We start from the raw sequence: 22,869 nt of genomic DNA, 5'->3' as shown, positions 1-22,869 counted from the left end.
GGCGGGTAAGTCCGACAGCAACTGGGTTAGCATTTTACGATCGCTGTGTGGAAATTTTGGCGAGTCTCGAAGCAGCAGAGCGATCGGTAATGCAAATGCATGAGGAACCGCAAGGTAAGTTGCGAATTAATGCACCGATGTCTTTTGGAACAATGCACTTGGCTCCAGCCTTAGCCGATTTCCTAGTGCAATATCCTGCTCTTGAGGTACAACTGACTCTCAACGATCGCTTCATCGATCCGATTGAGGAAGGCTTCGATCTCACTGTGCGGATTTCCAAACTGCAAGAAAGTGCGTCTTTTATCGTTCATCAATTAGTTCCTGCTCAACGAGTTTTGTGTGCAGCTCCTACCTATTTAAAAACTCATGGCATTCCCACCCATCCCAACGAACTACGTCATCATTCTTGCCTGCATTACGGTCAATTGGCAGCAGAGGATCGATGGACGTTAATTGGACCTGATGGAGAACACGCGATCGCTGTACGTGGCATATTGTGTTCTAACAATGGTGAAGTGCTTAAAGATGCAGCCATTCGGGGGTTAGGAATTACATTACTTCCGACGTTTATTGTTGGCAAAGAACTTCAACAAAGCAAGCTGCAAACTGTTTTGTCGGGCTACTATCCACCCGAAATCTCTATTTACGCGCTCTACCCCGTAAACCGCCATCTTTCAATCAAGATCCGGCTATTAGTTGACTTCTTAAAAGAACGTTTTAATCAACCAGAGCAATTTTTTGCCTAGTAGTCAAAACAGCTGACCTCAAAAGAAACGCTAATTCGCTTGCCTATCTTTCCGTCTGGCACTCTTCCGGCTCGATTAGCCATTGCCTTGGCGTGGTCCCTAGCAGGGATTGTAGGCGTGATTCTCCCCGCACAGTTAGCACAGTACAGTTTGCCAAACTGGTTGGGTCCAATGTTGTTTATTATTGTAATTACTGGTCTATTATTCCAATATTCCAACCTTTTACAAATTCCTAACTGCTCGATTTACACCACATCACTTTTAAGCTTGGCTCATATTTTTCGGAGATGTCTAATAAGAAAAAGTAGCAGATGAACTGGCAGTTCTTCATCTGCTACGGGTAAGTAGGAAGAAAGGGAATGGACTAACTTGCGTGCGTTAACTCTTTAGCAATTGGTTGAAATTTGCTCACAGTTTCCGCAAACTCTTGTAAAGCTTCTTTTAGTCTTTGGTCAATTTCCTCGTCAAGCTGAAGGCTACTATCTGGCTGTACTTGAATTTGCTTGTCTACTGCGTAAACACCACCCAAAATGTACCTTGCTTTTAACTCAGATAGTACTGGTTTGAGCGCATAATCAATCGATAGCAAATGGGCAAGAGTCCCACCAGTGGCAATAGGCAGCACTACTTTGCCGGATAACGCTCGTTGAGGTAATAAATCTAAAAAGGCTTTAAGGACTCCTGTATACGCTGCTTTATAAACTGGAGTGGCTATGATGACGCCATTAGCTCGTTCTAAAAGTGCCTTTGGTTTCTCTAAATCGGGGCTGTCATAACGTCCATACGCCAAAACCTCTGCTGGTATATCACGCACTGAAATAATATCTGTGTGAAAATTTTCTGGTTGTAAAACTTTAGCTGCGTATTCCAGAAGACCATGTGTTCTGGAGGGGTGAGAGGGGCTTCCCGAAACTGCCAAGATATATGTCATAGTCTAAACTCCATTTTAGATTTTGGTTTGAGAAACTATTACTCTTTACTAGTACAAGGTAGAAGTTAGAAGGCAGAGGGGAGAGGGGACAAAAGCTTATGCGATAAGCTTTCTAATGTTTTTTAATGGCTGCCAGATTTACTCCATAGTGTACTAGTTGCAAATATCTAAGTGTCACGAAAGTTGTTTGCTTTTAATCTACGGCTAATCAATCGAATTTTAGTTGATTATTAGAATAGTATTGCATAACATCTTACAGTAAAGCAAGGATTTATTAATTACATCATCTTTATATCAGGCTTTGTTGGGTTTCGCTACCGCTCAACCCAACCTACGTGGTTAACAGCATAAAAAAATACCATAAATGTGATAGAAATGGAATTATAGTGCGATCGCGCGATCGCTACAGGTATTAATCATCCTACCTAAGTTAAGACAGAAAACGGGGTAGAACCACTAAAATAAGTAAGTCTTACTATACAACTAAGGAATCTTAGAGTGATACTAAAAGACTCACGTTAACTGTGGTCAACGGTATAGCATGAGATTATGTCACCAAATTCTGGCTGCTGCCGCACTTCCGTGATGACTCGACTCTTTGACAAACTGCGTACCACTTTAACAAAAGATTGGGTTCGTTTGACTCGTAGAACGCCCCAATTTTCGTTACAAAGGCAAAATCTCCGGAGTGATACGTTTGTCGATCGCAAGACACAAGACCTTGCTTTGACTGAAGCACCTCAAGATGTCATTACTGATGAAAATCGCAACAAGACCCCCTTCAATTGGTTACTAGCTATTCTTCTTAGCAGTGTAGGAGTCGCATCTTTATTAGTGGGAATTCGAGAACTAAAATTGTTGCAGTCCGTGGAACTCAAGGCATATGACCAAATGTTGCGACTGCGTTCTCCAGAAGCAATAGATTCGCGGCTAGTGCTAGTGACTGTCACTGAAGATGATGTGCGGAAACAAAAATGGCCATTATCAGATAGTAAACTCAACGAGTTACTGGCAAAGCTACAATCATACCAACCACGTATTATTGGTGTAAATTTATATAGATCGGAGCAAGAAAATTTTGCATCTGGTTTAAAACGCCGAGATAATATTATTAGTGTATGTGCATTCAGTAGCATAGGAACTCAGGAAATTGCACCACCACCCAATCTACCTATAGATAACGTAGGATTTACAGATTTAGTGACAGATGATGATGGTATTGTTCGCCGAAGTTTGTTGTTTGCTCATTCTGACTCTGACAAAAAATGTACAACAGCCGCATCATTTGCAACCGTACTGGCAATGAGTTATCTGGAAAAAGAAGGTATTGAACCAGATTTTCCAGAGCGACAAAACATGGTATTGCGTAATCGTAAAAATCCCAATCTCAATGTCAATTTGAAATCTTTAACAAGTGATGCAGGTGGTTATAAAAGGTTCGATGCAGGTGGCTATCAAATTATGTTAAATTATCGCCATCCCGATCGCCTTGCACCAGAAGTCACTCTCACACAAGTGTTAAACGGCTCTGTAGACCCTAAGTTAATCAGAGACCGTCTAGTAATTATCGGTACTAAAACCCCTAGTCTTCATTCTGGTTTTTACACTCCTTATAGTGCATTACCAGACCAGCCAGCAAGAATGTCCCCAACCTTAATTCACGCACAGACAACCAGCCAGTTGATAAGTGCAGCACTAGATGGGCGTCCCCTAATCTGGTACTTTCCAGAATGGGCAGAAATTGCATGGATATGGATTTGGGCGCTTGCAGGTGCTGTTTTGGCTTGGCGCTTGCGGCATCCTTTGATACTCATCGTTGTTAGTGGTGCAACCCTCATCGGTTTAATAGTTATTTGTACGGGTGTGTTTTTACAAGCAGGATGGATACCAGTTGTACCATCTGCGATCGCATTCATAACTAGTGGTATTGCCATTGTAGTTTATACAAATTATCAAACTCAACAACAAACCAAGGTCATTCTTCTACAAGTTGAAAAACAAAAAGAAGCAATTGAACAATTACATACTCTTTTGAAAGAAACAACAGAAATAAAAGACAAACACCTTCACACTTCAAAAGTAGACACGCCAGAAAAAGCGAGTGGCGACTCCATACTGAGCGGACGCTATCAAGTGACAAAAGTTTTAGGATCGGGTGGATTTGGATGCACGTATTTAGCACGGGATATGCAACGTCCCGGCAATCCTGTTTGTGTTGTAAAGCAATTGATGCCTGCTCGTCGAGATACAAAGTTTTTGCAAGTTGCTAGAAGGTTATTTGATGCTGAAGCAGAAATTTTAGAAGCTTTAGGTCAACATTCCCAAATCCCTCAACTGCTAGCTTATTTTGAGGAAAATCATGAATTTTATTTATTACAAGAATATATTCAAGGACATTCTCTGAATGATGAATTACCACCTGTACGTGGAATACAAAATGAATCTTATGTTATTACTTTATTGAAAGAAATATTAGAAATTTTGGTCTTTGTTCACGAACATCGCGTCATTCATCGAGATATTAAACCGAATAATATTCTCAGACGTAACCTAGATAATCGCCTAGTGTTAATTGACTTTGGTGCAGTTAAAATGATGCAACCAACTAGCAACGAACAAACAGAGTTAGCAACAGTTGCCATTGGAACGCGAGGTTACGCACCACCAGAACAATTCGCAGGGCATCCGCGTTTGTCTAGCGATATTTATGCTGTTGGTATGATTGGCATTCAAGCAGTCACAGGATTGTTACCTCACGAACTTCAGCCCCATCCAGACACGGGTTCTGTGATGTGGCGGCATCGCGCACAAGTTAGCGAAAGTTTGGCAGCGATTTTAGATAAGATGGTGCGATATCATTTTAGCGATCGCTATCAATCAGCTGCTGAGGTGCTGTTGGATTTTAAACATACTGCCTAATTGAGCCACTCCCTCAACTTTTAGTCTTGATTGGTCGAAGCGTAATGTGTAATTAATCTTACAACACCGAGAACACCGAGGGCTAGTAAGCTAAGGATGGAGGTGGGTTCAGGGACGGTGATTATAGTTGCAGAAAAACTAATAGGTAATTCACTATCTTCCGCTCCAAAATTTTCAAAACCTGGTATGAGTGGTGGCGCAGAAAAAACCTCTAAATAGCCCGGTGTCGGCAAAAAACTAGCGAAAAATGGACTCACATAGTTTCCTCCTGATGTGGAATACCCAAAACCGTCACCCGTTAATTGCTGAATGTTGAGACTAATTAAATTGTCAACCTCAAAAGGTTCGTTTCCCGGTATTGGAGTAAGAGCAGCTTGCAGACCAGTAATTGTTTCATCATTTCGTGTACCAGTAATTCCAGTAATCTGGTAAAAACCCAAATCGTTAGGGGTGTCATTAGTGGTGAAAGTGCCGCTCGCTGCTATGCCAATACCAGAATAATTCCAGTTCCAAGTTAAAGCAGAGGCAGCTTGTATTGTCCCGAAAACCAATCCAGATGTAGCGGCGATGGCTGTGGCAGATAGTAGAGCTAGATTTTTCATGGAGGTCGTTAGTATAATTGCGAATCTTGTAGGTTAAGTTACAGCGCCACCCAAAATCAATAGCAGTTTAACACCAAAGGGAACATAGATATAACGATTAACTTGAAAAATATACTACATTTTCTACAGATAAAAGGATATATAAAATGTCAAAAATTTTATGCGCTCGAGCAGTATAAACTTGTATGAGAACAGTATATAAATTAGATCTTCTTATACCTAATATTTATCTTTCTATGTCAAGCAATCTTGATATTTTGTAACAATATCGTTATATTTATTTATATAAGTTAATAAATAAGGTTTTTCGTAGTGATGCAAGAATTTTCAGCACTAAGTTTGTTACACTTGCTCAGCATCAAAATCCTCTCTCAACAAACAGTACCTCAACGCTTCTGTTCTGTGAAGCATCATTGTCCGGCTTAGCCATCTCTAATCTAATCGCGTATACAGATTCAGCGTCAGCTATAGTAAGCCGTCGTAGAATCAATCGCTCTGTTTTTAGTAAGATGTCCACAGCTCTATCCATAAAACTTTCTAGTCTTAGCATACAAAATTCCCGTATTTTACTTTTTTACACAAGAACAAATATACTAATATAAATAGCTGTGCAAAGTACTACTTAACAGGTAAATATGGCTCTAGGTACAATCAACCACTTATCTTTGACTGTAAGCGATCGCACAATATCCGAACCATTTTACGACCAAATTCTACAATTCATGGGGTATCAAAAAGTAGAAAAGAATGAAGAGTTTACCATGTGGTGGTTGGAAAATGCAGGAGCGTTCTTAATTTACAACAGCCATCCGGATTCTCCCAACAAGACTCATGACCGCTACTCTCCCGGACTTCATCACCTTGCCTTTAATGCTGGAAGTCGAGAGGAAGTGGATAAACTGTACCGAATCGTTCTAGATTTGGGTGCTATAGTTTTAGACGCACCTGCTGAGTACAACCACTATGCACCCGGTTACTACGCTTTTTACTTTGCCGATCCTGATGGGATCAAATTAGAATTTGTGCATATGCCAAACTTACCTTAAAAAAATAAAAAGTCGCAGCAAGAAACCCAGCACTGATTATGACCGAGGGGCAAGAGATGGAAATGAAGATATTCCCCCCGTTGAGCCTGAAAATCCTGAATATATGCGGGGATATGACGAGGGGCTAAGACTGGTCGATATTGGCGTACCTTATTCTTCCTCTTATCCACAAAAGTTTATGAAAAAAGAAATTGACTCATTATTCAAATCCCCTGCTTAAAAGTAGGGGATTAACCGATCGCTGGTCAGGTGTTAAACAAAGCGCCCGCCTGACCGCTTGCGTTGAATGCCTATAACACCGGGGCGTGGAGGTCCTTCAAGATTGCCCTCAATATTACTTGGCCAATTACTACCACGGGGTATATTACGCTGTTGGGTAAATAACGTACCATCCAAGTTTAAAATCTCAATTTCTCGGCTAAGAGTTTGCCGAGGGGTAAATGGGACATCTTCACTGGGATGTTGTACGGAAATAATCAGTGTATCCCCAACAAAAGTAGGTCCTGTGAATTCGCAACGTGGTGGTCCATAGGCAAAAGGTACAACTTCCCCTGCGTCAGGTCCACTTGTAGGGATGAAGAAGAGGAAATTATTTCCAAAGACTCCAATCAGGTCAGAAGTTCTGACATTGAAATTAGAATCATCGGTACTGGGTGAGTTAGCACCAACAACTCTATGATCTACTCGCAATGGTTCTGGGTTTGCGCCCGTGCTGAAACCATTATGAGCTTCAGTGGACATATCAGTGCAACCCCAAATATTACCTTGGCTGTCAAATGCTAAGTTATCTACGTTAGCAAAACCATCTCCGGGTTCCGCCGCCGCTTCTCCACCTTTGGCAAATCGTTCCCAACGGAAGGTTGTACCTGTGCTATCAGCGCTATCTTCGATAATTTTAAACAGTTCTCCTGAAGGCTGTGCAGCAGTGATGTCAGCACTATATTTGGAGACAACAAAGATTCGAGAATCGGGGTATCCGTCTCCTGATGAAGCACCATCTGTGTATGCAATAAAAACTTCTCTGGGATTTCTGGGGTTGACTTCAAGATCTTCAGGGCGAGCAGTGGGAGTTGCTCCAATGAGGTTAGCAGCTAAAAAAGCATCAACTAACACTGCTCCTTGACTCGTATAAAAATCTGAAAGCTTCTTACCTTGATAGGCAGGAATAGCTTCAGCTTCACCGTAAGAGGTAATTGCTCCAGTTGTTTGATTTGTAACTTCCGTTATTGTGACGGTTATTGACCCGCCTTCTGAAGTTTGACCCAAAATCCCTTTCCGTCTTGGTAAACGGGTATTGCCACCATTAGAAGCTCTGCCCAATGCTGCAACTTCTACCGAAGCAAGAGTTGAGGGTGGAATTGGATTTGTAGGGGCATTTAATTCTAAAGGAATCCACTCACCCGTACCGTTAGCATTGTAACGAGCCACATATAAAGTGCCGTTTTCAAATAAGCGGCTGTTGTTCTTATCAGTGGGAGACGTGACTGTACCAGAACTCACAAATTTCCAAGTGTGACCACCCCGGCGGTCATCACCTAAATAACCTACTAATGGTCGTCCTGCTTCCACTCGTAAAGCGATATTCTCATGACGGTAACGACCTAAAGCTGTGTGTTTGCGAGGGCGGAAGTTTGGATCGGCTGGATCGATTTCTACCATCCAACCATATTTTTCACCGACTAAACCAAATGCAGCCCCTGTTGTACCTTCTATGTAGCCTGTTTGCGTACCGTTGGGGTTGACGTTTTCTTGAACTCCAACAAAAGAACTAGTACTCGCTTGGAAGTTCTCTTCAGCAGATAAAATGGTTCCCCAAGGAGTAGTTCCTCCAGAACAGTTGTATCCAGTACCGATGATTTTGTTACCTAGTCCATCAGAACTTAGATTAAAGACTTCGGTAGCTGCAGCGCCTGTACTAATGAGATAATTTTCGTCTTCTTGTTGATAGCTTCTAGAACCCCATGAAGTGACTTCTTTGTATCTGTCAGCGCGTTGGCTGTTAATTCCCAAACCCGATAGTCCGTGGATGCGTCGATTTTTGGGATCGCGCACAACAGCAAAACGTTCGTTACGGTTTTGTCGAGCAATTCTGACAACAGAACCGCCTATGTTATACATAAATTCACCCAAGACTTCAAGATTTGTTCTGTCTTCAGGTAAGTCTTTTCTAATAACTAAAGAATATGTTGTGGGAAATCCTATAAGGTCGCTATCACTTGTAAAACCAGGTACGGTAGCGGTAATAGGGTAAGATATGTACTCGTGATTGTTCCAAAGGTAGCCATCGTTGAGGTTTCTACCATTAATAGGAATAAAGCCCGTGTAGTCACTGTTGTAGCCAAAGTACTCTTCTTTATTGGGGAAAACGCGATCGCCCCATGCTACAATTACATACCTTTCATATTCTGGTGGTACTACTACGTCGTCAATAACAGTGTAAGTACTTAATGCTGCATTAGCAGAAGGTTCTAAAATATTTCCTTGTTCAATTCCTGTTGATAAATAGCTTTTTTGCTGAGTGTAAATTGGTAAAGGATGCGGCAAACGGAGTGGAGTAAATTTCAAAGGTATACTACCATCAGCAGCAATGCTAGGACTGTTGCCAAAAAAGTGGTCTCCCAACATAGGAGATAGTAGTGTTGCGCCAGCACTTGCTCCAAAAAAAGCTAGTAGTTGTCTCCTGGAAAACTTAGACATTGAATTGCCTCTTAATAAGAACAACAGGAATTAGTAATACAAACCTATTTCTGCCACCTATACCGTATAAAATTACGGCTTTTATTATTTTTTAATAACAAAATAATTGCAATATTTTTTGCAATTATTCTGCTTCAAAAACAGGGATAGATTAGCAAGAAAAAGGATGTTTTCTCTCTCAATAGGGATATTTTTTCTGGCTCTGACTTTTAAATATGAAGTTATACCTTTTCTATCAGCATCATCCGACAGAAGTATTATGTACCCTATTCAAAAGTTATATTTACGATTGCTTTACTAGTTTTTATTTAATTGTTAATTTATTATTAACCTCGTTATAATCTAATCTATGCTATACAAAAAATAGAGTTTATTTTTATAGGAAAATCTGTAGATATTTTTTAAGTTGTAGGGTGGGCACTGCCCACCATTCGCGCTTTGGTGAGCACTGCTACCCTAGGTGTTTAGATAATCAAATAGCGGGAAGGGAGTAACTACTTTTTAAACAACCTCTAAGGATTTTTCGTAGTTTTTGAACTATTTACAAAAATTCTCTTCAATTCACTTCTAATGGCAAAATTATTGTAAAAGTTGAGCCAACTTCCACTTGTGATACAACATTAATTTCTCCTTGTAGGAGTTTCACTAACCGTAACACTATTGCCAAACCCAAACCAGTGCTATCGGAAAGGTAGGATAGTTGATCTCCGATACCAATACGGAAGTAGGGTTTAAAAATTTGGGCTTGGTTTTCTGGCTCAATACCAACGCCTGTATCGGAAACTGAAATTACCCACTGACTATCGTTCAGAATTTCACATTTTATTTTAATAGTTCCGCGATCGGTATAGCGAATTGCGTTACTTAGAAGATTTGTTAATATTTGTTGTAATCGCAATGGATCTGTGTAAACTAGTTGAGGCGCTTCTTGAAGCTCGATAAGTATTTGTAACTCTTTATTGGTTGCTAAAGACTCCAACATTTCATGAACGCCTTTGACCAATTCACATGGATTAATGAATTCGGGGTGCAATTTCATCTCCCCTGCATCATAACGAGAAATTTCTAATGCATCATTGATAATCCGAAGTAATTGTCTGCCACTACGCAAAACTCTCTCGATGTGTTCTAAATTTGTGAAATTGTCCTTTTCTTCTTTTTCATCTTTTACATCTGAGTGCTTTCGTTGCAAGCGTAAAAATAAATCCGAGTAACCAATGATTGAAGTTAAAGGGCTTTTGAGTTCGTGTGCTAGATAGGATAAATTATCTTGATTTGACCGCACTAAGCGTGTGAGTTCTTGATTGTTAAGACTTAACTGGTTTTGTAGGTGTTGTAGTTCTGTCAGGCGCTGTTCTGTGTAACTTTGAAAACAAGATGCGATCGCTTCATCCAACACCATATCAATAACTCGTACTGCTCGTAACACTTCCCGTACAGATGCTTGTAAAAATTCTGGTTCAATTGTCTTAAATATAATATCTCGTAGGATGCAGTATTCTCGTGCAATTTCTGCTGCGTCATAACCTTGCTCTGCTCTCAAAATTCCATGATTCAAACTTTCTTGAACGATCCGTTTCATTTCCTCATCTTGTGGACTTTTCGCAAGTACATCTGCAAGGGCGTTGAGGATATCACCAAGATGATTCTGGATAGCTGAGCGTGAGAGATTTTTTGTGATGGTAATTTTTTTGTCTTCTCGAACAGCTTCCACCCACTCTTCTACAATTATTTGAGTTTTGTTCTCTAGTAATTGACTAAAATCTTTCATTTCTTGTAATTCGACAACATCTAAATATAGCAATCATATTCCATTAGTGAAATGTACTTATGGTAAATATTGTCCATAAAATCATGCTTTTGATTGGTAATACCTACTATATAGTGGTTAAAATTTTTCATTAATGATATAAATATATAGCAATCCTAAATCATTCGTCAAAAATGTTGAGCACTGTAGGTAGGGCAATGCCCACCAAAAGCTTCAGTGGTGGGCATTGCCCTACTGACATCTTGCACCTCCCTTGAGGCAGGAAACGGTGGGCTGTCTTCCCTACCTACGAAACAATCAGCTTTTTAGCCTAATTATTTTTTCAAAAAAACGGTGATGCAAGATATGAACCTACCTACTTGTATTTCACAAATCAAATAGGATTGCTATATACAGTATTGAGTTAATATAAATAAAAAAGCTGTTAATATCATGATTTTTTAAAGTGAGCGATATGTAAATTATACTCATTACACAATTCTTATCAAATATTTACACTCGAAGAGAGAAAGTCATCTGAAAATAGCAAACAGCAGTCAACTGTAAAATAAAATCTTCTATCTTTCGATACCTTGACGGTACTGTGTAGCGATGTTACATTTATCTAAAATTTAAGAGTAAGTCAGCTTAATCCGGTTAATCGTAAGTTTGCATTAGCTGGAGCGGAGGAACCATCCAAAGGGGCGTATCCTGAGAAAGGGTAAAGGATAAAGCATAAAGGATAAAAAAAGGGGACAGTAGTAACTTCATCCTTCAGACTTTATACTTAATCTTTCTCAGGGGGAGGATCTCTCAACTCTAGCCCGTCAGCTAACTTCGTAGGCACTGAGAGGAGACTGAAGAGACAATAATCTTTATTGAATCTCATCAGTATCCTGGCTGGTACTGCTCGGTTTTTTGTACCCGCAATTCAAGTCTGGTGAGGTAAAGCAGAGTGTTTCAATTAAACATAGCTGCAATTATTGCAGTTGCTGGACAAGCAGCCTGGAAAAAAACAAAACCCGTACTGGTGAAAGAAACGGTTATATTACCAGCGATCGGATTTTTAGCAATTATCCTACTGTGGTGGGTTATTGCTCTTGTCAATCATGAATTAATGCCTACCCCACCTGAAGCATTGGTTGCCAACTTGGATTACATCCTGAACCCGTTTTATCAAAGAGGACCAGGCAATTTAGGAATTGGATGGTTGTTGATAGCAAGCTTGCGACGGGTATTGCTAGGTTTTTTACTAGGTGCTGTGGTCGCAATTCCCCTAGGTTTTTTGATTGGAATGTCTAAATCAGCAATGCTTGCTTTGAATCCAGTCATTCAAATTTTTAAGCCTGTATCTCCTTTGGCTTGGTTGCCAATAGCCTTGGCAATCTTCAATTTGGCAGATCCATCCGCCATCTTTGTTATTTTCATCACCTCTTTGTGGCCAACAATCATCAATACTGCATTGGGCGTATCAAGTGTTCCCAAAGATTATATAGATGTAGCACGAGTCCTGGAAATGCCCCGTTGGCGGCGAATTACGAAAATTATTTGGCCTGCTAGTCTACCGTATATCTTTACTGGCTTGCGGATCAGCTTGGGAATTGCTTGGCTGGTAATCGTTGCTGTAGAAATGCTAACTGGTGGTATTGGAATCGGCTTTTTTGTCTGGGATGAGTGGAGTCGTCTTAACTTGAGTTCAGTATTCTTAGCTGTATTGGTCATTGGCTTAACTGGATTATTGCTTGATTTTGCAGTAGGCAAAATTCAAGAATTAGTCACTCGTCGTCCGGGAACAACAGCAAGTTAATTAGGGTTAGTAGGGGCGCAAGGCCGCCGCGCCCCTACAGGAGATAGTAGAACCCTGAAAAATTAACTAATAAGAGTAGCTTATGAACAACGCTGATAACGAAAATATTTTGCATCGACGGGAGTTTTTGGTAGGAATAGGAGCAACAGCAGCTGGAATGGCGTTGTCGTCATGTGCTATTTCCGGAGACCGCAGTGCTAAAGGACTAACAGAAGAAGCTGCTGCTGTTCAACCTGTTGTTGATTCTAAAACATTAGAAAAACCAAATCTTACCGTTGGTTATGTCCCTGTTAATGACTGTGCGCCTTTTGCTATTGCTTGGAAAAAAGGTTTTTTCCGTAAATACGGGCTAAACGTGAAACTCAATCGGGAGGCTAGTTGGGCAACATCTCGTGACGGAATTATTTTTGGTCGCCTTGATGCCTCTCCCGTTGTGTCTGGTGCTGTAACCAATGCCAGAATTGGTGCTGAAGGTGCTCGTCACGCTCCGTTATGTGCAGCCATGACAATACATCGTCATGGAAATGCCATGACAATGAATAAAGCTATGTGGGATTTTGGACTGCGCCCGTGGTACGAGTACAAAGCACAATATGGCGATAAAGCTTTGGAAGAGTTTGGTCGCGATTTTAGAGCTTTTTTTGAAAAACAACCAACAGAAGGAAAAGTTTGGGCAGTTGTTCTCAGTTCTGCCATTTACGAGTACTTTATTCGTTATATATCGGCTGCTGCGGGAGTCGATCCCTTTAAAGAATTTCGAGTCATCATTGTTCCGCCACCACAAATGGTGACCAACGTGCGGATTGGGGCGATGCAAGCTTATATGGTGGCAGAACCTTGGAATACTCGTGCCATTACTGGTAATGAAGGCGTGGGTTTTACCTTTGCTCAAGGCAAAGAAGTCTGGTTGGGACATCCAGATAGACTTTTGGGTGTGATGGAATCGTTTATCGTCAATTATCCTAAAACCTATCGCTCTTTAGTTAAGGCGATGATAGAAGCTTGTCAGTATTGCAGTAAACCGGAAAACCGTCAGGAAGTTGCTGAACTGATAACAGATCGTTCTTTTACTGGTGCAAAACCCAGAAAACCAGGTGCGCTCGCAACTAAATTTACTGGTCCGGCAATTTTGGGTAACTATAACTATGGAGGGTTTGATGGTAAGAATCGCACGATAACAGCTGCTGACACGACAATTTTCTACGATATTCCCGATAACATCCCTAAAAGCCCTGGCGAACACTCTACATTTTTATGGAGATCCAGAAGTCTTTGGTTAATGACTCAAGCAGCACGTTGGGGTCAAATCAAGAAATTTCCCAAAAATGCAGAGAAACTAGCTGCTCAAGGTTGGAGAGCCGATTTATATCGCGAAATTGCTGCCGAACTTGGTATTCAGTCTCCCAAGGAAGATTTCAAAGTAGAGCCTCCTGACGTTTTTATAGACAACAAAGGTTTCGATCCTAGCGATCCTGTGGGCTATCTCAACAGTTTTGAGATTAGAGCAAATGCTCCGACTCGGTTTTATATGTCTTAACTCCATAGGGGTCTTGGACTCAATTTTCTTTACTAATCTTTACTTTCTCTGACAGCTACCATGACAAAATCAACTCCATTCACAACCGATCGCACGCACAATATTGGTGCTACTCCATTTCTGGAAATTGACAATGTAACCAAGTCTTATCCAAAACCTGATGGGGAACAATTTGTTGTTCTGGATAATGTCAATCTGACTATAAGTGAAGATGAATATATTTCTGTCATCGGTCACTCTGGTTGCGGTAAGTCTACTCTTTTGAAGATTGTCGCGGGTTTAGAGAAAGCGACTACTGGTTCTGTCAGACTTGATGGCAAAGAAATTCGCAAACCAGGTGCTGAACGTATGATGGTGTTTCAACACTACTCCCTGTTGCCTTGGTTGACAGTAAAGGAAAATATCCGACTAGCGGTGGATGAAGTGCTCAAAGATGCTTCAAGATCTGAAAAAATCAGCATTGTTAATGAGCACTTGGCAATGGTAAACTTGAATGCGGCTGCAGACAAATACCCCGAGGAAATTTCTGGTGGAATGAAGCAGCGTGTGGGGATTGCAAGAGCCTTAGCTATTCGTCCAAAAATGTTGTTGATGGACGAACCGTTTGGGGCATTGGATGCATTGACTCGGGGGAAATTACAGCGGCAAGTGTTGGATATTTGGGAAAACCATCGTCAAGCTGTGATGATGGTGACTCATGACGTGGATGAGGCAATTTATATGTCAGATCGCATTGTTCTTATGACTAATGGACCATCTGCCAAAATTGGGGAAATTTTAGAAGTTCCTTTTTCTCATCCACGCGATCGCTCGGCAATGCGAAACTCAAAAGAGTATTTTGAACTTCGCAATCACGCCCTCAACTTCTTAGATAAGTATTTTACTCAAGATGAGTAAGACAGTGACCAGTGACCCTTACGGGTTCGCCAGTCGCCTACGGCGGGAGACCCGCCTGCAGCGCTGGACTCACCAGTGACCAGTATTAACTAAGAATTGTTAACTGTTAGCTAATAACTGACTGATAACTGATAATTGTTAAAGTGGGTAGCCTAATTTAAATTTCAGAAATTTAAAGCGGAGGAACCAATTTTTGGGGCTTATCTTGAAAAGGGGTAAAGGATGAAGAATAAATAAGAAATTGCTCTTTCTCACTTCATTCTTCATTGTTCATAATTCAAGAGAGACACCTTCCAGTCTTAGCCCGTCAGCTAACTCCGTAGGCAATGGAAGGAACCCCCAAGCTTTGGCTGTATATAACAGTTTCGATTGGGGATTCCTAGAGAAATTTTAGATTTTGGATTTGGGATTTTAGATTTTAGATTAAAGTGTTTTTTCTTCAATCCAAAATATAAATCCAAAGTCGTAAATCTAAAATCCAAAATTAATAGACCCGCTTCTCCCGATCAGGTCGTTTCGTATTAAGAGAAGAAAACTGTGAATATTAAGCCATTGTTAGTGCGTCTACAAAATGCTATTGGAAGAGATGATTTGATAGATCAAATGGTACTCCTTCCAACACCAAAAACATCTGTTTCTGAAGAAATTCAAGCCTCGAAGGAAATAAATTTAATCGTTGGCTATAACAGTTCTCCGAACAGTCATACCGCGCTAGATATTGCTTTGTTGACAGCTCACCAAACACGTTTGGCTACTAAAGCGCAGGTGACAGTTCAAGTCGTATATGTAATGGAAGATCGTTTAATGTGTGGTGTTGCAGAAGTTGTGCCGACAGAGGAAGCGGGGACTTGTCACAGAAATGAACAAACAGTATTACCACATTTTCTAACAAACTCCACAGAGGAAGAATTGACTACGGGGATAGTAACCCAAACAAGATGGCAAGATAACTCAACACACTTATCACAAACAGAAAAATCTGTAGATAGGTTCGCGCAAGCAGAACGTATATTGAGACAAGCTAGTTGTTTAGCTGCCGAATGGAAAAGTTCTTTCAAAGCTCATTTACGATTTGGTTTTGTTGCGACAGAACTAAAAAGAGTTGTTGTTTCAGAATCAGCTGATATATTGTTTCTTGGGTGTAACTCAATCGAGCATCCAATTGTACAAAATCTAGGTTCTAAATTCCCTTGTCCAGTACTGGGAATTCCAAACTCAATTCAGAATAAATATATCTAAAGGTAAGTATTTTGTCATTACCTCATTAAGTCTAAATTACTGTGAAAAACCAGATACCCAACTTCTCTAAGAAGTCGGGTATCTGAATGTTTAGTAGGTAATGAGCATCCTAATTTGGAACAAACATAGAACAAACATAGAGCGATTGAAATCGCGGCTATACAAGCGCTCGTCCGCCTACGCGGACTTTGTTTGTGTAGCCCCAGAATTCCATTCTGATGGCATATTTGCTAAAACGGGATGCTCCCTTTTTAAAATTTCGATAATATGCTTATAATTCTATTATTCTACAACTAATACCATTTCACCAAATGATTGCTACACACGATCCCCCCTAGCCCCCCTTAGTAAGGGGGGTTGGGGGGATCGCATTTGTCTCAAAGATATAGGGAATTGGTATAACAACTAACAACTAACCACTAACTATTAACCAATAATGGAAAACTGGCAAGCACTCATCAGTATTCTCACATTTATAAGCGTCATAATTTTAATTATGACAGAGTGGGTAAACTTGACAATTGCTGCCCTATTAGGAGCATTGTTATTGGTTTTCACTAATGTCATGACTTTAGAAGATGCTGTTAGCTATATCAGCAACAGTCACGGAACATTAGGTTTGTTCTTTGGAGTTATGGTACTAGTTAGAGCATTTGAACCTACTAAGATTTTTGAATATCTTGCAACTCAAATAGTCATTCTTGCAAGAGGTAAGGGCAATCGTTTACTGCTAGGAATTGTAGCAATTACAACTCCTATTTGTGCTGTATTGCCTAACGCTACTACAGTTATGCTACTAGCACCTTTAATTCCACCAATTGCTGAGGAAGTCGGGGTTAATTGTGTGCCATTGCTGATCCTTATGGTGTTTGTGGCAAATAGTGCGGGGTTACTCACAATCGTTGGCGATCCTGCTACATTTATTGTCGGTGATGCTATTAATATTAGCTTTACAGATTACTTGTGGCGCTTGAGTTTGGGAGGTGCGATCGCGATCGCTACTATAGTAGCAGTATTACCATTCCTCTTTCGCAAAATCTGGAAAACTAATCTAGACAACCTCGAACAACTACCACATCCTCAAATCAACCATCTACGAGTTTTAACCATCGGTGGATTTATAGTTGCTTTCGTATTAGTCTTTTTCGTAGCAGGAGAATATTTACCAACTCCTGTTTCACCTGCTGCTGTTGCTTTGTTAGGAGCAGCTTTAGCAATGCTTTTATCCCATCAAAGTAAAATAGATACAGTTAATAACATACTAAGAGATGTAGATTGGAGTACTTTAATATTCTTTATGAGTATTTTTGTACTTATCGGTGGATTAGAAAAAACTGGTGTTATTAACAGTTTGTCTGGAGTTTTAGCAGTTGTTTTAGGAAAAAACATTCTGATTGGTTCGTTATCTCTCATTTTTTTCATTGGGTTGCTTTCTAGCGTTGTTCCCAATATTCCTCTAGTTGTAGCCATGGTTCCCTTACTCAAACAGTACATTGTTAATGTTGGATTGGCATCAACTGAAGTTTTAGCACCAAATTTTCAGGGACAGTTTCCTCCAGAAGTACTACCACTTTTTTACGCTATGATGTTCGGCGCAACTTTAGGAGGAAATGGAACTTTAGTAGGTGCATCAGCCAACATTGTTGCTGCAGGAATTGCCGAACAACACGGGCGTCGCATCTCATTCCACACTTTTCTACATTATGGCTTGCCAGTAATGCTATTACAACTCATAGCTTCTGCCTTATACGTGCTATTTCGGTTTCTCTTATAAAAAGCAGCAGAAACAGACGAGAGAGCGTCATGTAAGCTCTTTTTTACTTTTGTAATAACTTAAGAAAAATTCTTAAAAATTTATAAATCTAAAAATCAAGATAGGGTTTTAACTTCTCGTATAAAACACCCATTTCAAGCAGTGCAACACTCATTTAAAGATGCTAGGCTACCTAGTAGACATGGGGCTACATATCAAGGAATTACCGTTTACGGAGTTAATATGTTAAAACAGCAAAGAATCAACTCAGTTACAAATTAATTATAGAATCTTGTCTATGAATCCATCAGAATCGGAACAAAACAACAATCACAGAATAGAGTTAGCTCAATCAGGGTTAAACCATAATATGGATAAATCGTTAATTGGTGGCACTGATATTGCAGAAGGTAATAACCTAGCTAAGGTTAGAGATATTCTCTTTGGCAATCAAATGCGGGAAGTAGAAAAAAGATTTGCCCGTATAGAAGATCGTTTTGTAAAAGAATATACTAACCTTAGAGAAGACACTAAAAAACGTTTAGATGCTCTAGAAGTTTACATTAAAAACGAAATTGAATCTTTATCTAAAAGAGTTAAAAATGAGCAGGGGGAACGTGGTGAAGCTTTAAAATCATTAGCTGAAGAAAATAGAAATTTAATTACATCGCTAGAAAAAGCACTCAAACAATTAGAGGAACAAACTAATAATAACCAACGGGAAATTCGCGAACAGATTCTTAATCAATCTAAAAACCTACAGGATGATATCCGACAAAAATATGAAGAAATAGCAGCTTTATTAAAAAGAGAAACGCAAGAACTCCGGATAGATAAAACTGACCGTAACGCTCTAGCTAATCTTTTCTCGGAACTAGCCATCCGCTTAAATTCTGAACATTAAAATCAGTGACAAGTGACAAATGACAAGTGACAAATGACAAATGACAAATGACAAATGACTTAAATGAACTTCGTACTTTGCTTTTTGGTCTAGAACCACAAAAATTAGAGAAAATCTACGAGAGATTAGACAATCCACAAATAACAGCAGAAGATATCAGCCGATTGCTACCAGAAGCAGCACAGCGTGCAGAAGACAAAGAACTGAGCGATGCTATGGTTCCTACTGTGGAGAATGCCATTCATACTTCTATTCAAAAAGACCAAGATGTTCTTGCAACTGCGATTTTTCCAATTGTAGGACCAGCAACTCGTAAAGCGGCGATCGCTGCAGTCGAAGAGATGATTCAGTCGTTAGATAAAACTTTGGAATTTGGCTTATCTCCAAAGAGTTTAAAGTGGAGAATAGAAGCGCTAATGACTGGGAAAACATTTGCCCAGATTGTGATGCTTCGGACTTTAGTCTATCAAGTAGAACAGGTTTTCCTGATTCATAAAAAAAATGGATTGCTGCTACAACACGTAGTTGCACCACAAGTACCCGTTCAAGATCCCGATTTGGTATCAGCAATGTTGACAGCCATTCAGGATTTTGTCAAGGACTCCTTTAATACGCACAAAGAAGATACGCTCCATAGTTTGTACTATGGAGAACTAACGATTTGGATTGAAGAGGGACCGCAAGCAGTTTTAGCTGGTATTATTAGAGGTAATGCACCTCGCGAATTAAGATTAGTTTTTCAAGATGCAATAGAAAAAATTCATCAAAAACTAAATAGAGAGTTGATTGTCTTTGAGGGAGACACGGAACCGTTTGCTAACAGCAAACCTTTCCTCCAAAATTGTTTAACATCTCAATATAAAAATCAGAATGCAAAGAAGTCTCCTTATGCAATAATTCTCTTAAGCACTATTGGTCTTAGTATTGTAATTTGGAGTTTTTTTACTATTAGAAACCAACTCCGTTGGAATGCTTTTATAGAAGATTTGGATTCTCAACCTGGAATTGTTGTTATTAAAGCAGAAACTCGTTCTGGAAAGTATTTTGTTTCTGGGATGAGAGATTTATTAGCTGTGGAACCGGAAGTGCTTATGAAAAAATTTGATTTTACTTCAAAAGAAGTCATGAGTCGATGGGAAAGATACGCTTCCTTAGAACCTCCAATAGTTGAAAGAAGAGCAGCGCAATTGCTTAAAGCACCAACAACTATATCCTTTCAAGTAGATGAAAATGAGACTCTTTATGCTAGTGGGTCTGCACCTCGCCGTTGGATTTTAAAAGCACAAAAAAGTTGGCATTTAATTCCTGGAGTGAGCCAATATGAAGATAAAAATACGATTGCGTTTGAACTGAATCAACTAGAAAGCTATAAAAAACAAATTGAAGAAAAAAACTTATTGTTTTTTGAAGGAACTACAGATTTGTTACCGGGAGAAGAGAAAAATTTTCGAGAGCTGGTATTAGTCATAAAAAAACTCTCAGGAACTGCTGAGTATCTTGGTAAAAATCTAAGGATTCAAATAGTAGGACATACGGATAGTATTGGAAATGAAGAGACAAATAGGATACTTAGTCAAGCTCGTGCTAATACAATCCTAAACTCTTTATCAGAGCGAGGAATCGATACCAGTTATTTTAATACCATAGGTGATAGCGATCGCGAACCTCCTAACATGAAATTACCTGACAAAGAGGGAAAATATAGCCGTCGAGTTACCTTTAGGGTATTCTTATCTGATAATTCAAGATAGAAAATACTTTTATGCTTCAGAAAAAGATTTGTATGGTTGGTGCTTTTGCAACAGGAAAAACTAGTTTAGTTGCTCAGTTTGTGTACAGTATTTTTTCAGAAAAATACCAAACAACTGTAGGCGTCAAAATCGATAAAAAAACGATTAATTTTCAAGAAAAAGAGTTAAATCTGATTCTTTGGGATCTTTATGGAGAAGACGAATTTCAGAAAGTAAGAATGTCTTATTTGAGAGGTTCTGCTGGTTATTTATTAGTTGCAGACGGTACCAGACATCATACATTAGAAAAAGCTTTGAATCTCAAGCAAAGAGTAGAAGAAGCTATTGGTAAAATCCCCTGCATTTTAGTATTGAATAAATGGGATTTAGCAGATGAATGGGAAATCGAAAATAGTGAAATTGAACAACTTATCCAGCAAAGTTGGACAGTTATAAAAACGAGTGCTAAAACAGGTTTAAATGTAGAGGAAATTTTTCAACGTCTTGCTTCCAAAATCTTGGAGGAATAAATGCTAGATATCCCCACATCAGTTACTACTTATATTCTCTCATTTTTAAGAGAGGAGCGTTCTCTAGCCTATCTTTTAGTAAGTAAAGATGGCTATCTATCAACTTGGGGAGGTCAATTATCCACCTATGGGTTTCATGATTTACAAAGAGGTGAAAAAGTAAGAAAGCAAATTTTTTTTCTGGAGGGACTTTTACCGTTAGAAGATTCGCCACTTTTTTTTCCTTGTATGAAGATAATGTCCGGAATATGTGCAGATGTTCATTTATTTCCTTCAGAAGAAGGAGATTGGGTATTATTATTAGATGCTACTTGGGATGAGATGCACGTAGCTATTATTCAACAAGAAGTTAACCATTCCAACCTACTACAAGAAAAGATTTAAATATAGAAATAGGTGGGAGATATGAGTAATTTTATATCTATAACAGAAAAAATCTTTGCCTCATTAAAGACTTTAATATTAGAGTGCGTACACACTGATGAATTTAAAATTGTTGGTTTTGTACCGGATTGGTTAAGAGGATTTTGTCATCAAAAAAATATTTCAGAAACAGGTACAATAGATTTGAAAGAGATATTTCCCTTTTTAGACACTTTCTTAATTGAAGCTGAAGAATTATGGCAAATTAACGGAGACAAAATATTAAAATCAGGTTTATGGTATCAAGAAGATGATTCTGGAAAAGAATATCACTTTGAAGCTTTAGCTATATGTGTAGAGATAAGAAAATTTATTCTAATAGAATTAAAAGAGGATTTTTTTTTAGAAAAACAGCTAATTATACAAAAAGCAAGAGAAAATAAGTTAGAGTACCATCAGCTTTTTAAAGAAACTCAAAAAAAAGAAGTTTTAATACATTGCGTAATACATGATATAGCAGGACAACTAAGCGGGATCAATTGCTGTTTAGCTCTTTTGGAATTCGAGAACTTAACTCCCAAAGGAAGAGAACGTCTAGAAATTGGTAAAAAGCAATCGCAAAAACAGGAGATACTTATTCGACAAATACTAGACGCTTTCTCTGCGGAGATTAAGTCTTTGGAATCTTTTACCTCTGATGTCACTCATGCACCTGATGCTTTAGCTTGTGTAAGAGAAGTTATAGAACTTTTCAATCCGGCTTTTGTCCTTAACGAAATGCAATTAGAATTAGTTGTTAGCGCTAATATAACTGATGACTGGAGAGTCATTGGGGATAGATCGCGTTTGGAAAGGATACTAACAAATCTAATAGAGAATGCTTTTCGACATAGCCCACCCACATCTACTGTAACACTCAGTTTACAACAAGATGGAGAATGTATTCTATTTTCTGTTGACGATCGCGGTTTTGGTGTTCCCCCAGAAAACGTTAATAGTTTATTCCAAAAGTTTTCTCAGGGTAACACCAATCGTGGCAGGATTGGCATCGGACTTTACTTTTGTCGTATTACAGTAGAACGTTGGGGAGGTACAATTGGTTACTCACCTCGTTCCGAAGGTGGTTCTCGCTTTTGGTTCCGTTTACCAAAACCAAAAGTTGAAGGTTAGCAGTTAGTGGTTAGTATATAGTAGTTAATAGAACTACCAACAACCAACAACTAACAACTAACAACTAACTAGTAACCAACGACGTGTAATACGTCGCGCAGGACGCTGAAACCAGCTAAATCCCAAAGTAAGTAAGCTAAGAAACCGATCATAGCTAAGCGACCATTCCATAACTCAGCTTGAGGGTTCCAACCGAAAAGAAAAGCATTACGGTCAACACCGTTGTACTCTGTAGCAACTGGTGGTAA

General features: G+C 39.4%; 19 protein-coding genes and 2 riboswitches. Of the genes, 13 read left to right on the top strand and 6 right to left on the bottom strand.

The genetic code is table 11. The features are described 5' to 3' along the window. A partial coding sequence (locus ACKTT2_RS05730; protein WP_407884891.1) for a substrate binding domain-containing protein occupies nucleotides 1-746 on the top strand: 746 nt, incomplete at its 5' end. 364 nt (nucleotides 747-1,110) lie between these two features. Here the strand turns inward: ACKTT2_RS05730 and ssuE are convergent. Next, entirely contained in the window at nucleotides 1,111-1,677 is a 567-nt protein-coding gene (gene ssuE / locus ACKTT2_RS05725; protein ID WP_407884889.1) for an NADPH-dependent FMN reductase, read from the bottom strand. 549 nt (nucleotides 1,678-2,226) lie between these two features. Here ssuE and ACKTT2_RS05720 point away from each other — a divergent pair. After that, a complete protein-coding gene (locus ACKTT2_RS05720; RefSeq protein ID WP_407884886.1) occupies nucleotides 2,227-4,596 on the top strand; it encodes a CHASE2 domain-containing protein in 2,370 nt (789 codons plus the stop codon). 20 nt (nucleotides 4,597-4,616) lie between these two features. Here ACKTT2_RS05720 and ACKTT2_RS05715 read toward each other — a convergent pair whose 3' ends face one another. After that, nucleotides 4,617-5,198 (bottom strand): PEP-CTERM sorting domain-containing protein, encoded by a 582-nt coding sequence (locus ACKTT2_RS05715; RefSeq protein ID WP_407884884.1) that lies wholly within the window; start codon nucleotides 5,196-5,198, stop codon nucleotides 4,617-4,619. A 358-nt stretch (nucleotides 5,199-5,556) separates the two neighbouring features. Beyond that, nucleotides 5,557-5,748 (bottom strand): hypothetical protein, encoded by a 192-nt coding sequence (locus ACKTT2_RS05710; RefSeq protein WP_407884882.1) that lies wholly within the window; start codon nucleotides 5,746-5,748, stop codon nucleotides 5,557-5,559. A gap of 85 nt (nucleotides 5,749-5,833) precedes the next feature. On the opposite strand from ACKTT2_RS05710, the gene ACKTT2_RS05705 reads away from it, so the two are divergent. After that, entirely contained in the window at nucleotides 5,834-6,244 is a 411-nt protein-coding gene (locus tag ACKTT2_RS05705) for a VOC family protein (protein ID WP_407884880.1), read from the top strand. A gap of 252 nt (nucleotides 6,245-6,496) precedes the next feature. On the opposite strand, the gene ACKTT2_RS05700 is transcribed toward ACKTT2_RS05705, so the two are convergent. Both ACKTT2_RS05700 and ACKTT2_RS05695 read right to left on the bottom strand, forming a co-directional pair. Further along, nucleotides 6,497-8,941 carry a PhoX family protein gene (locus ACKTT2_RS05700; protein WP_407884878.1) on the bottom strand — a complete coding sequence of 815 codons (2,445 nt, stop codon included), beginning with the start codon at nucleotides 8,939-8,941 and terminating at the stop codon, nucleotides 6,497-6,499. A gap of 556 nt (nucleotides 8,942-9,497) precedes the next feature. Beyond that, on the bottom strand, nucleotides 9,498-10,712 hold the full coding sequence (locus tag ACKTT2_RS05695) for a sensor histidine kinase (RefSeq protein ID WP_407884893.1): 1,215 nt from the start codon (nucleotides 10,710-10,712) through the stop codon (nucleotides 9,498-9,500). A 614-nt stretch (nucleotides 10,713-11,326) separates the two neighbouring features. Further along, nucleotides 11,327-11,552, top strand: a riboswitch (cyclic di-AMP (ydaO/yuaA leader). Nucleotides 11,553-11,646: 94 nt separating this feature from the next. Here ACKTT2_RS05695 and ntrB point away from each other — a divergent pair. The 10 genes from ntrB to ACKTT2_RS05645 all read left to right on the top strand — a co-directional run bounded on the left by ntrB (nucleotide 11,647) and on the right by ACKTT2_RS05645 (nucleotide 22,621). Beyond that, nucleotides 11,647-12,498 carry a nitrate ABC transporter permease gene (gene ntrB / locus ACKTT2_RS05690; RefSeq protein ID WP_407884876.1) on the top strand — a complete coding sequence of 284 codons (852 nt, stop codon included), beginning with the start codon at nucleotides 11,647-11,649 and terminating at the stop codon, nucleotides 12,496-12,498. A gap of 82 nt (nucleotides 12,499-12,580) precedes the next feature. After that, nucleotides 12,581-14,035 carry an ABC transporter substrate-binding protein gene (locus tag ACKTT2_RS05685; RefSeq protein WP_407884874.1) on the top strand — a complete coding sequence of 485 codons (1,455 nt, stop codon included), beginning with the start codon at nucleotides 12,581-12,583 and terminating at the stop codon, nucleotides 14,033-14,035. A 60-nt stretch (nucleotides 14,036-14,095) separates the two neighbouring features. Next, entirely contained in the window at nucleotides 14,096-14,932 is an 837-nt protein-coding gene (locus tag ACKTT2_RS05680; RefSeq protein ID WP_407884872.1) for an ABC transporter ATP-binding protein, read from the top strand. A gap of 139 nt (nucleotides 14,933-15,071) precedes the next feature. Beyond that, a riboswitch (cyclic di-AMP (ydaO/yuaA leader) is annotated at nucleotides 15,072-15,273 on the top strand. Between the two features lie 196 nt (nucleotides 15,274-15,469). Then, nucleotides 15,470-16,171, top strand: coding sequence for an adenine nucleotide alpha hydrolase family protein (locus ACKTT2_RS05675; RefSeq protein WP_407884870.1), 702 nt, complete (start codon nucleotides 15,470-15,472; stop codon nucleotides 16,169-16,171). A gap of 436 nt (nucleotides 16,172-16,607) precedes the next feature. Further along, the gene (locus tag ACKTT2_RS05670; RefSeq protein WP_407884868.1) at nucleotides 16,608-17,945 is read left to right on the top strand and encodes an ArsB/NhaD family transporter; all 1,338 of its coding nucleotides are present in this window, start codon (nucleotides 16,608-16,610) and stop codon (nucleotides 17,943-17,945) included. A 277-nt stretch (nucleotides 17,946-18,222) separates the two neighbouring features. Beyond that, entirely contained in the window at nucleotides 18,223-18,828 is a 606-nt protein-coding gene (locus tag ACKTT2_RS05665; RefSeq protein WP_407884866.1) for a hypothetical protein, read from the top strand. Between the two features lie 47 nt (nucleotides 18,829-18,875). Continuing rightward, nucleotides 18,876-20,579, top strand: coding sequence for an OmpA family protein (locus tag ACKTT2_RS05660; protein ID WP_407884864.1), 1,704 nt, complete (start codon nucleotides 18,876-18,878; stop codon nucleotides 20,577-20,579). Nucleotides 20,580-20,590: 11 nt separating this feature from the next. Further along, entirely contained in the window at nucleotides 20,591-21,088 is a 498-nt protein-coding gene (locus ACKTT2_RS05655; RefSeq protein WP_407884862.1) for a Rab family GTPase, read from the top strand. Further along, entirely contained in the window at nucleotides 21,089-21,472 is a 384-nt protein-coding gene (locus ACKTT2_RS05650; RefSeq protein ID WP_407884860.1) for a hypothetical protein, read from the top strand. A 21-nt stretch (nucleotides 21,473-21,493) separates the two neighbouring features. Further along, nucleotides 21,494-22,621, top strand: coding sequence for a sensor histidine kinase (locus ACKTT2_RS05645; protein ID WP_407884858.1), 1,128 nt, complete (start codon nucleotides 21,494-21,496; stop codon nucleotides 22,619-22,621). Nucleotides 22,622-22,689: 68 nt separating this feature from the next. Here ACKTT2_RS05645 and ACKTT2_RS05640 read toward each other — a convergent pair. After that, nucleotides 22,690-22,869, bottom strand: a 180-nt coding sequence (locus ACKTT2_RS05640; RefSeq protein WP_407884856.1) for a chlorophyll a/b-binding protein, incomplete at its 5' end; no start/stop codon positions are given.

The organism is Scytonema hankhaensis NUACC26 (genome assembly GCF_045865695.1).
In the GTDB taxonomy this organism is placed as follows: Bacteria; Cyanobacteriota; Cyanobacteriia; order Cyanobacteriales; family Nostocaceae; genus Scytonema.
This window is presented reverse-complemented; position numbering and strand designations above follow the sequence as displayed.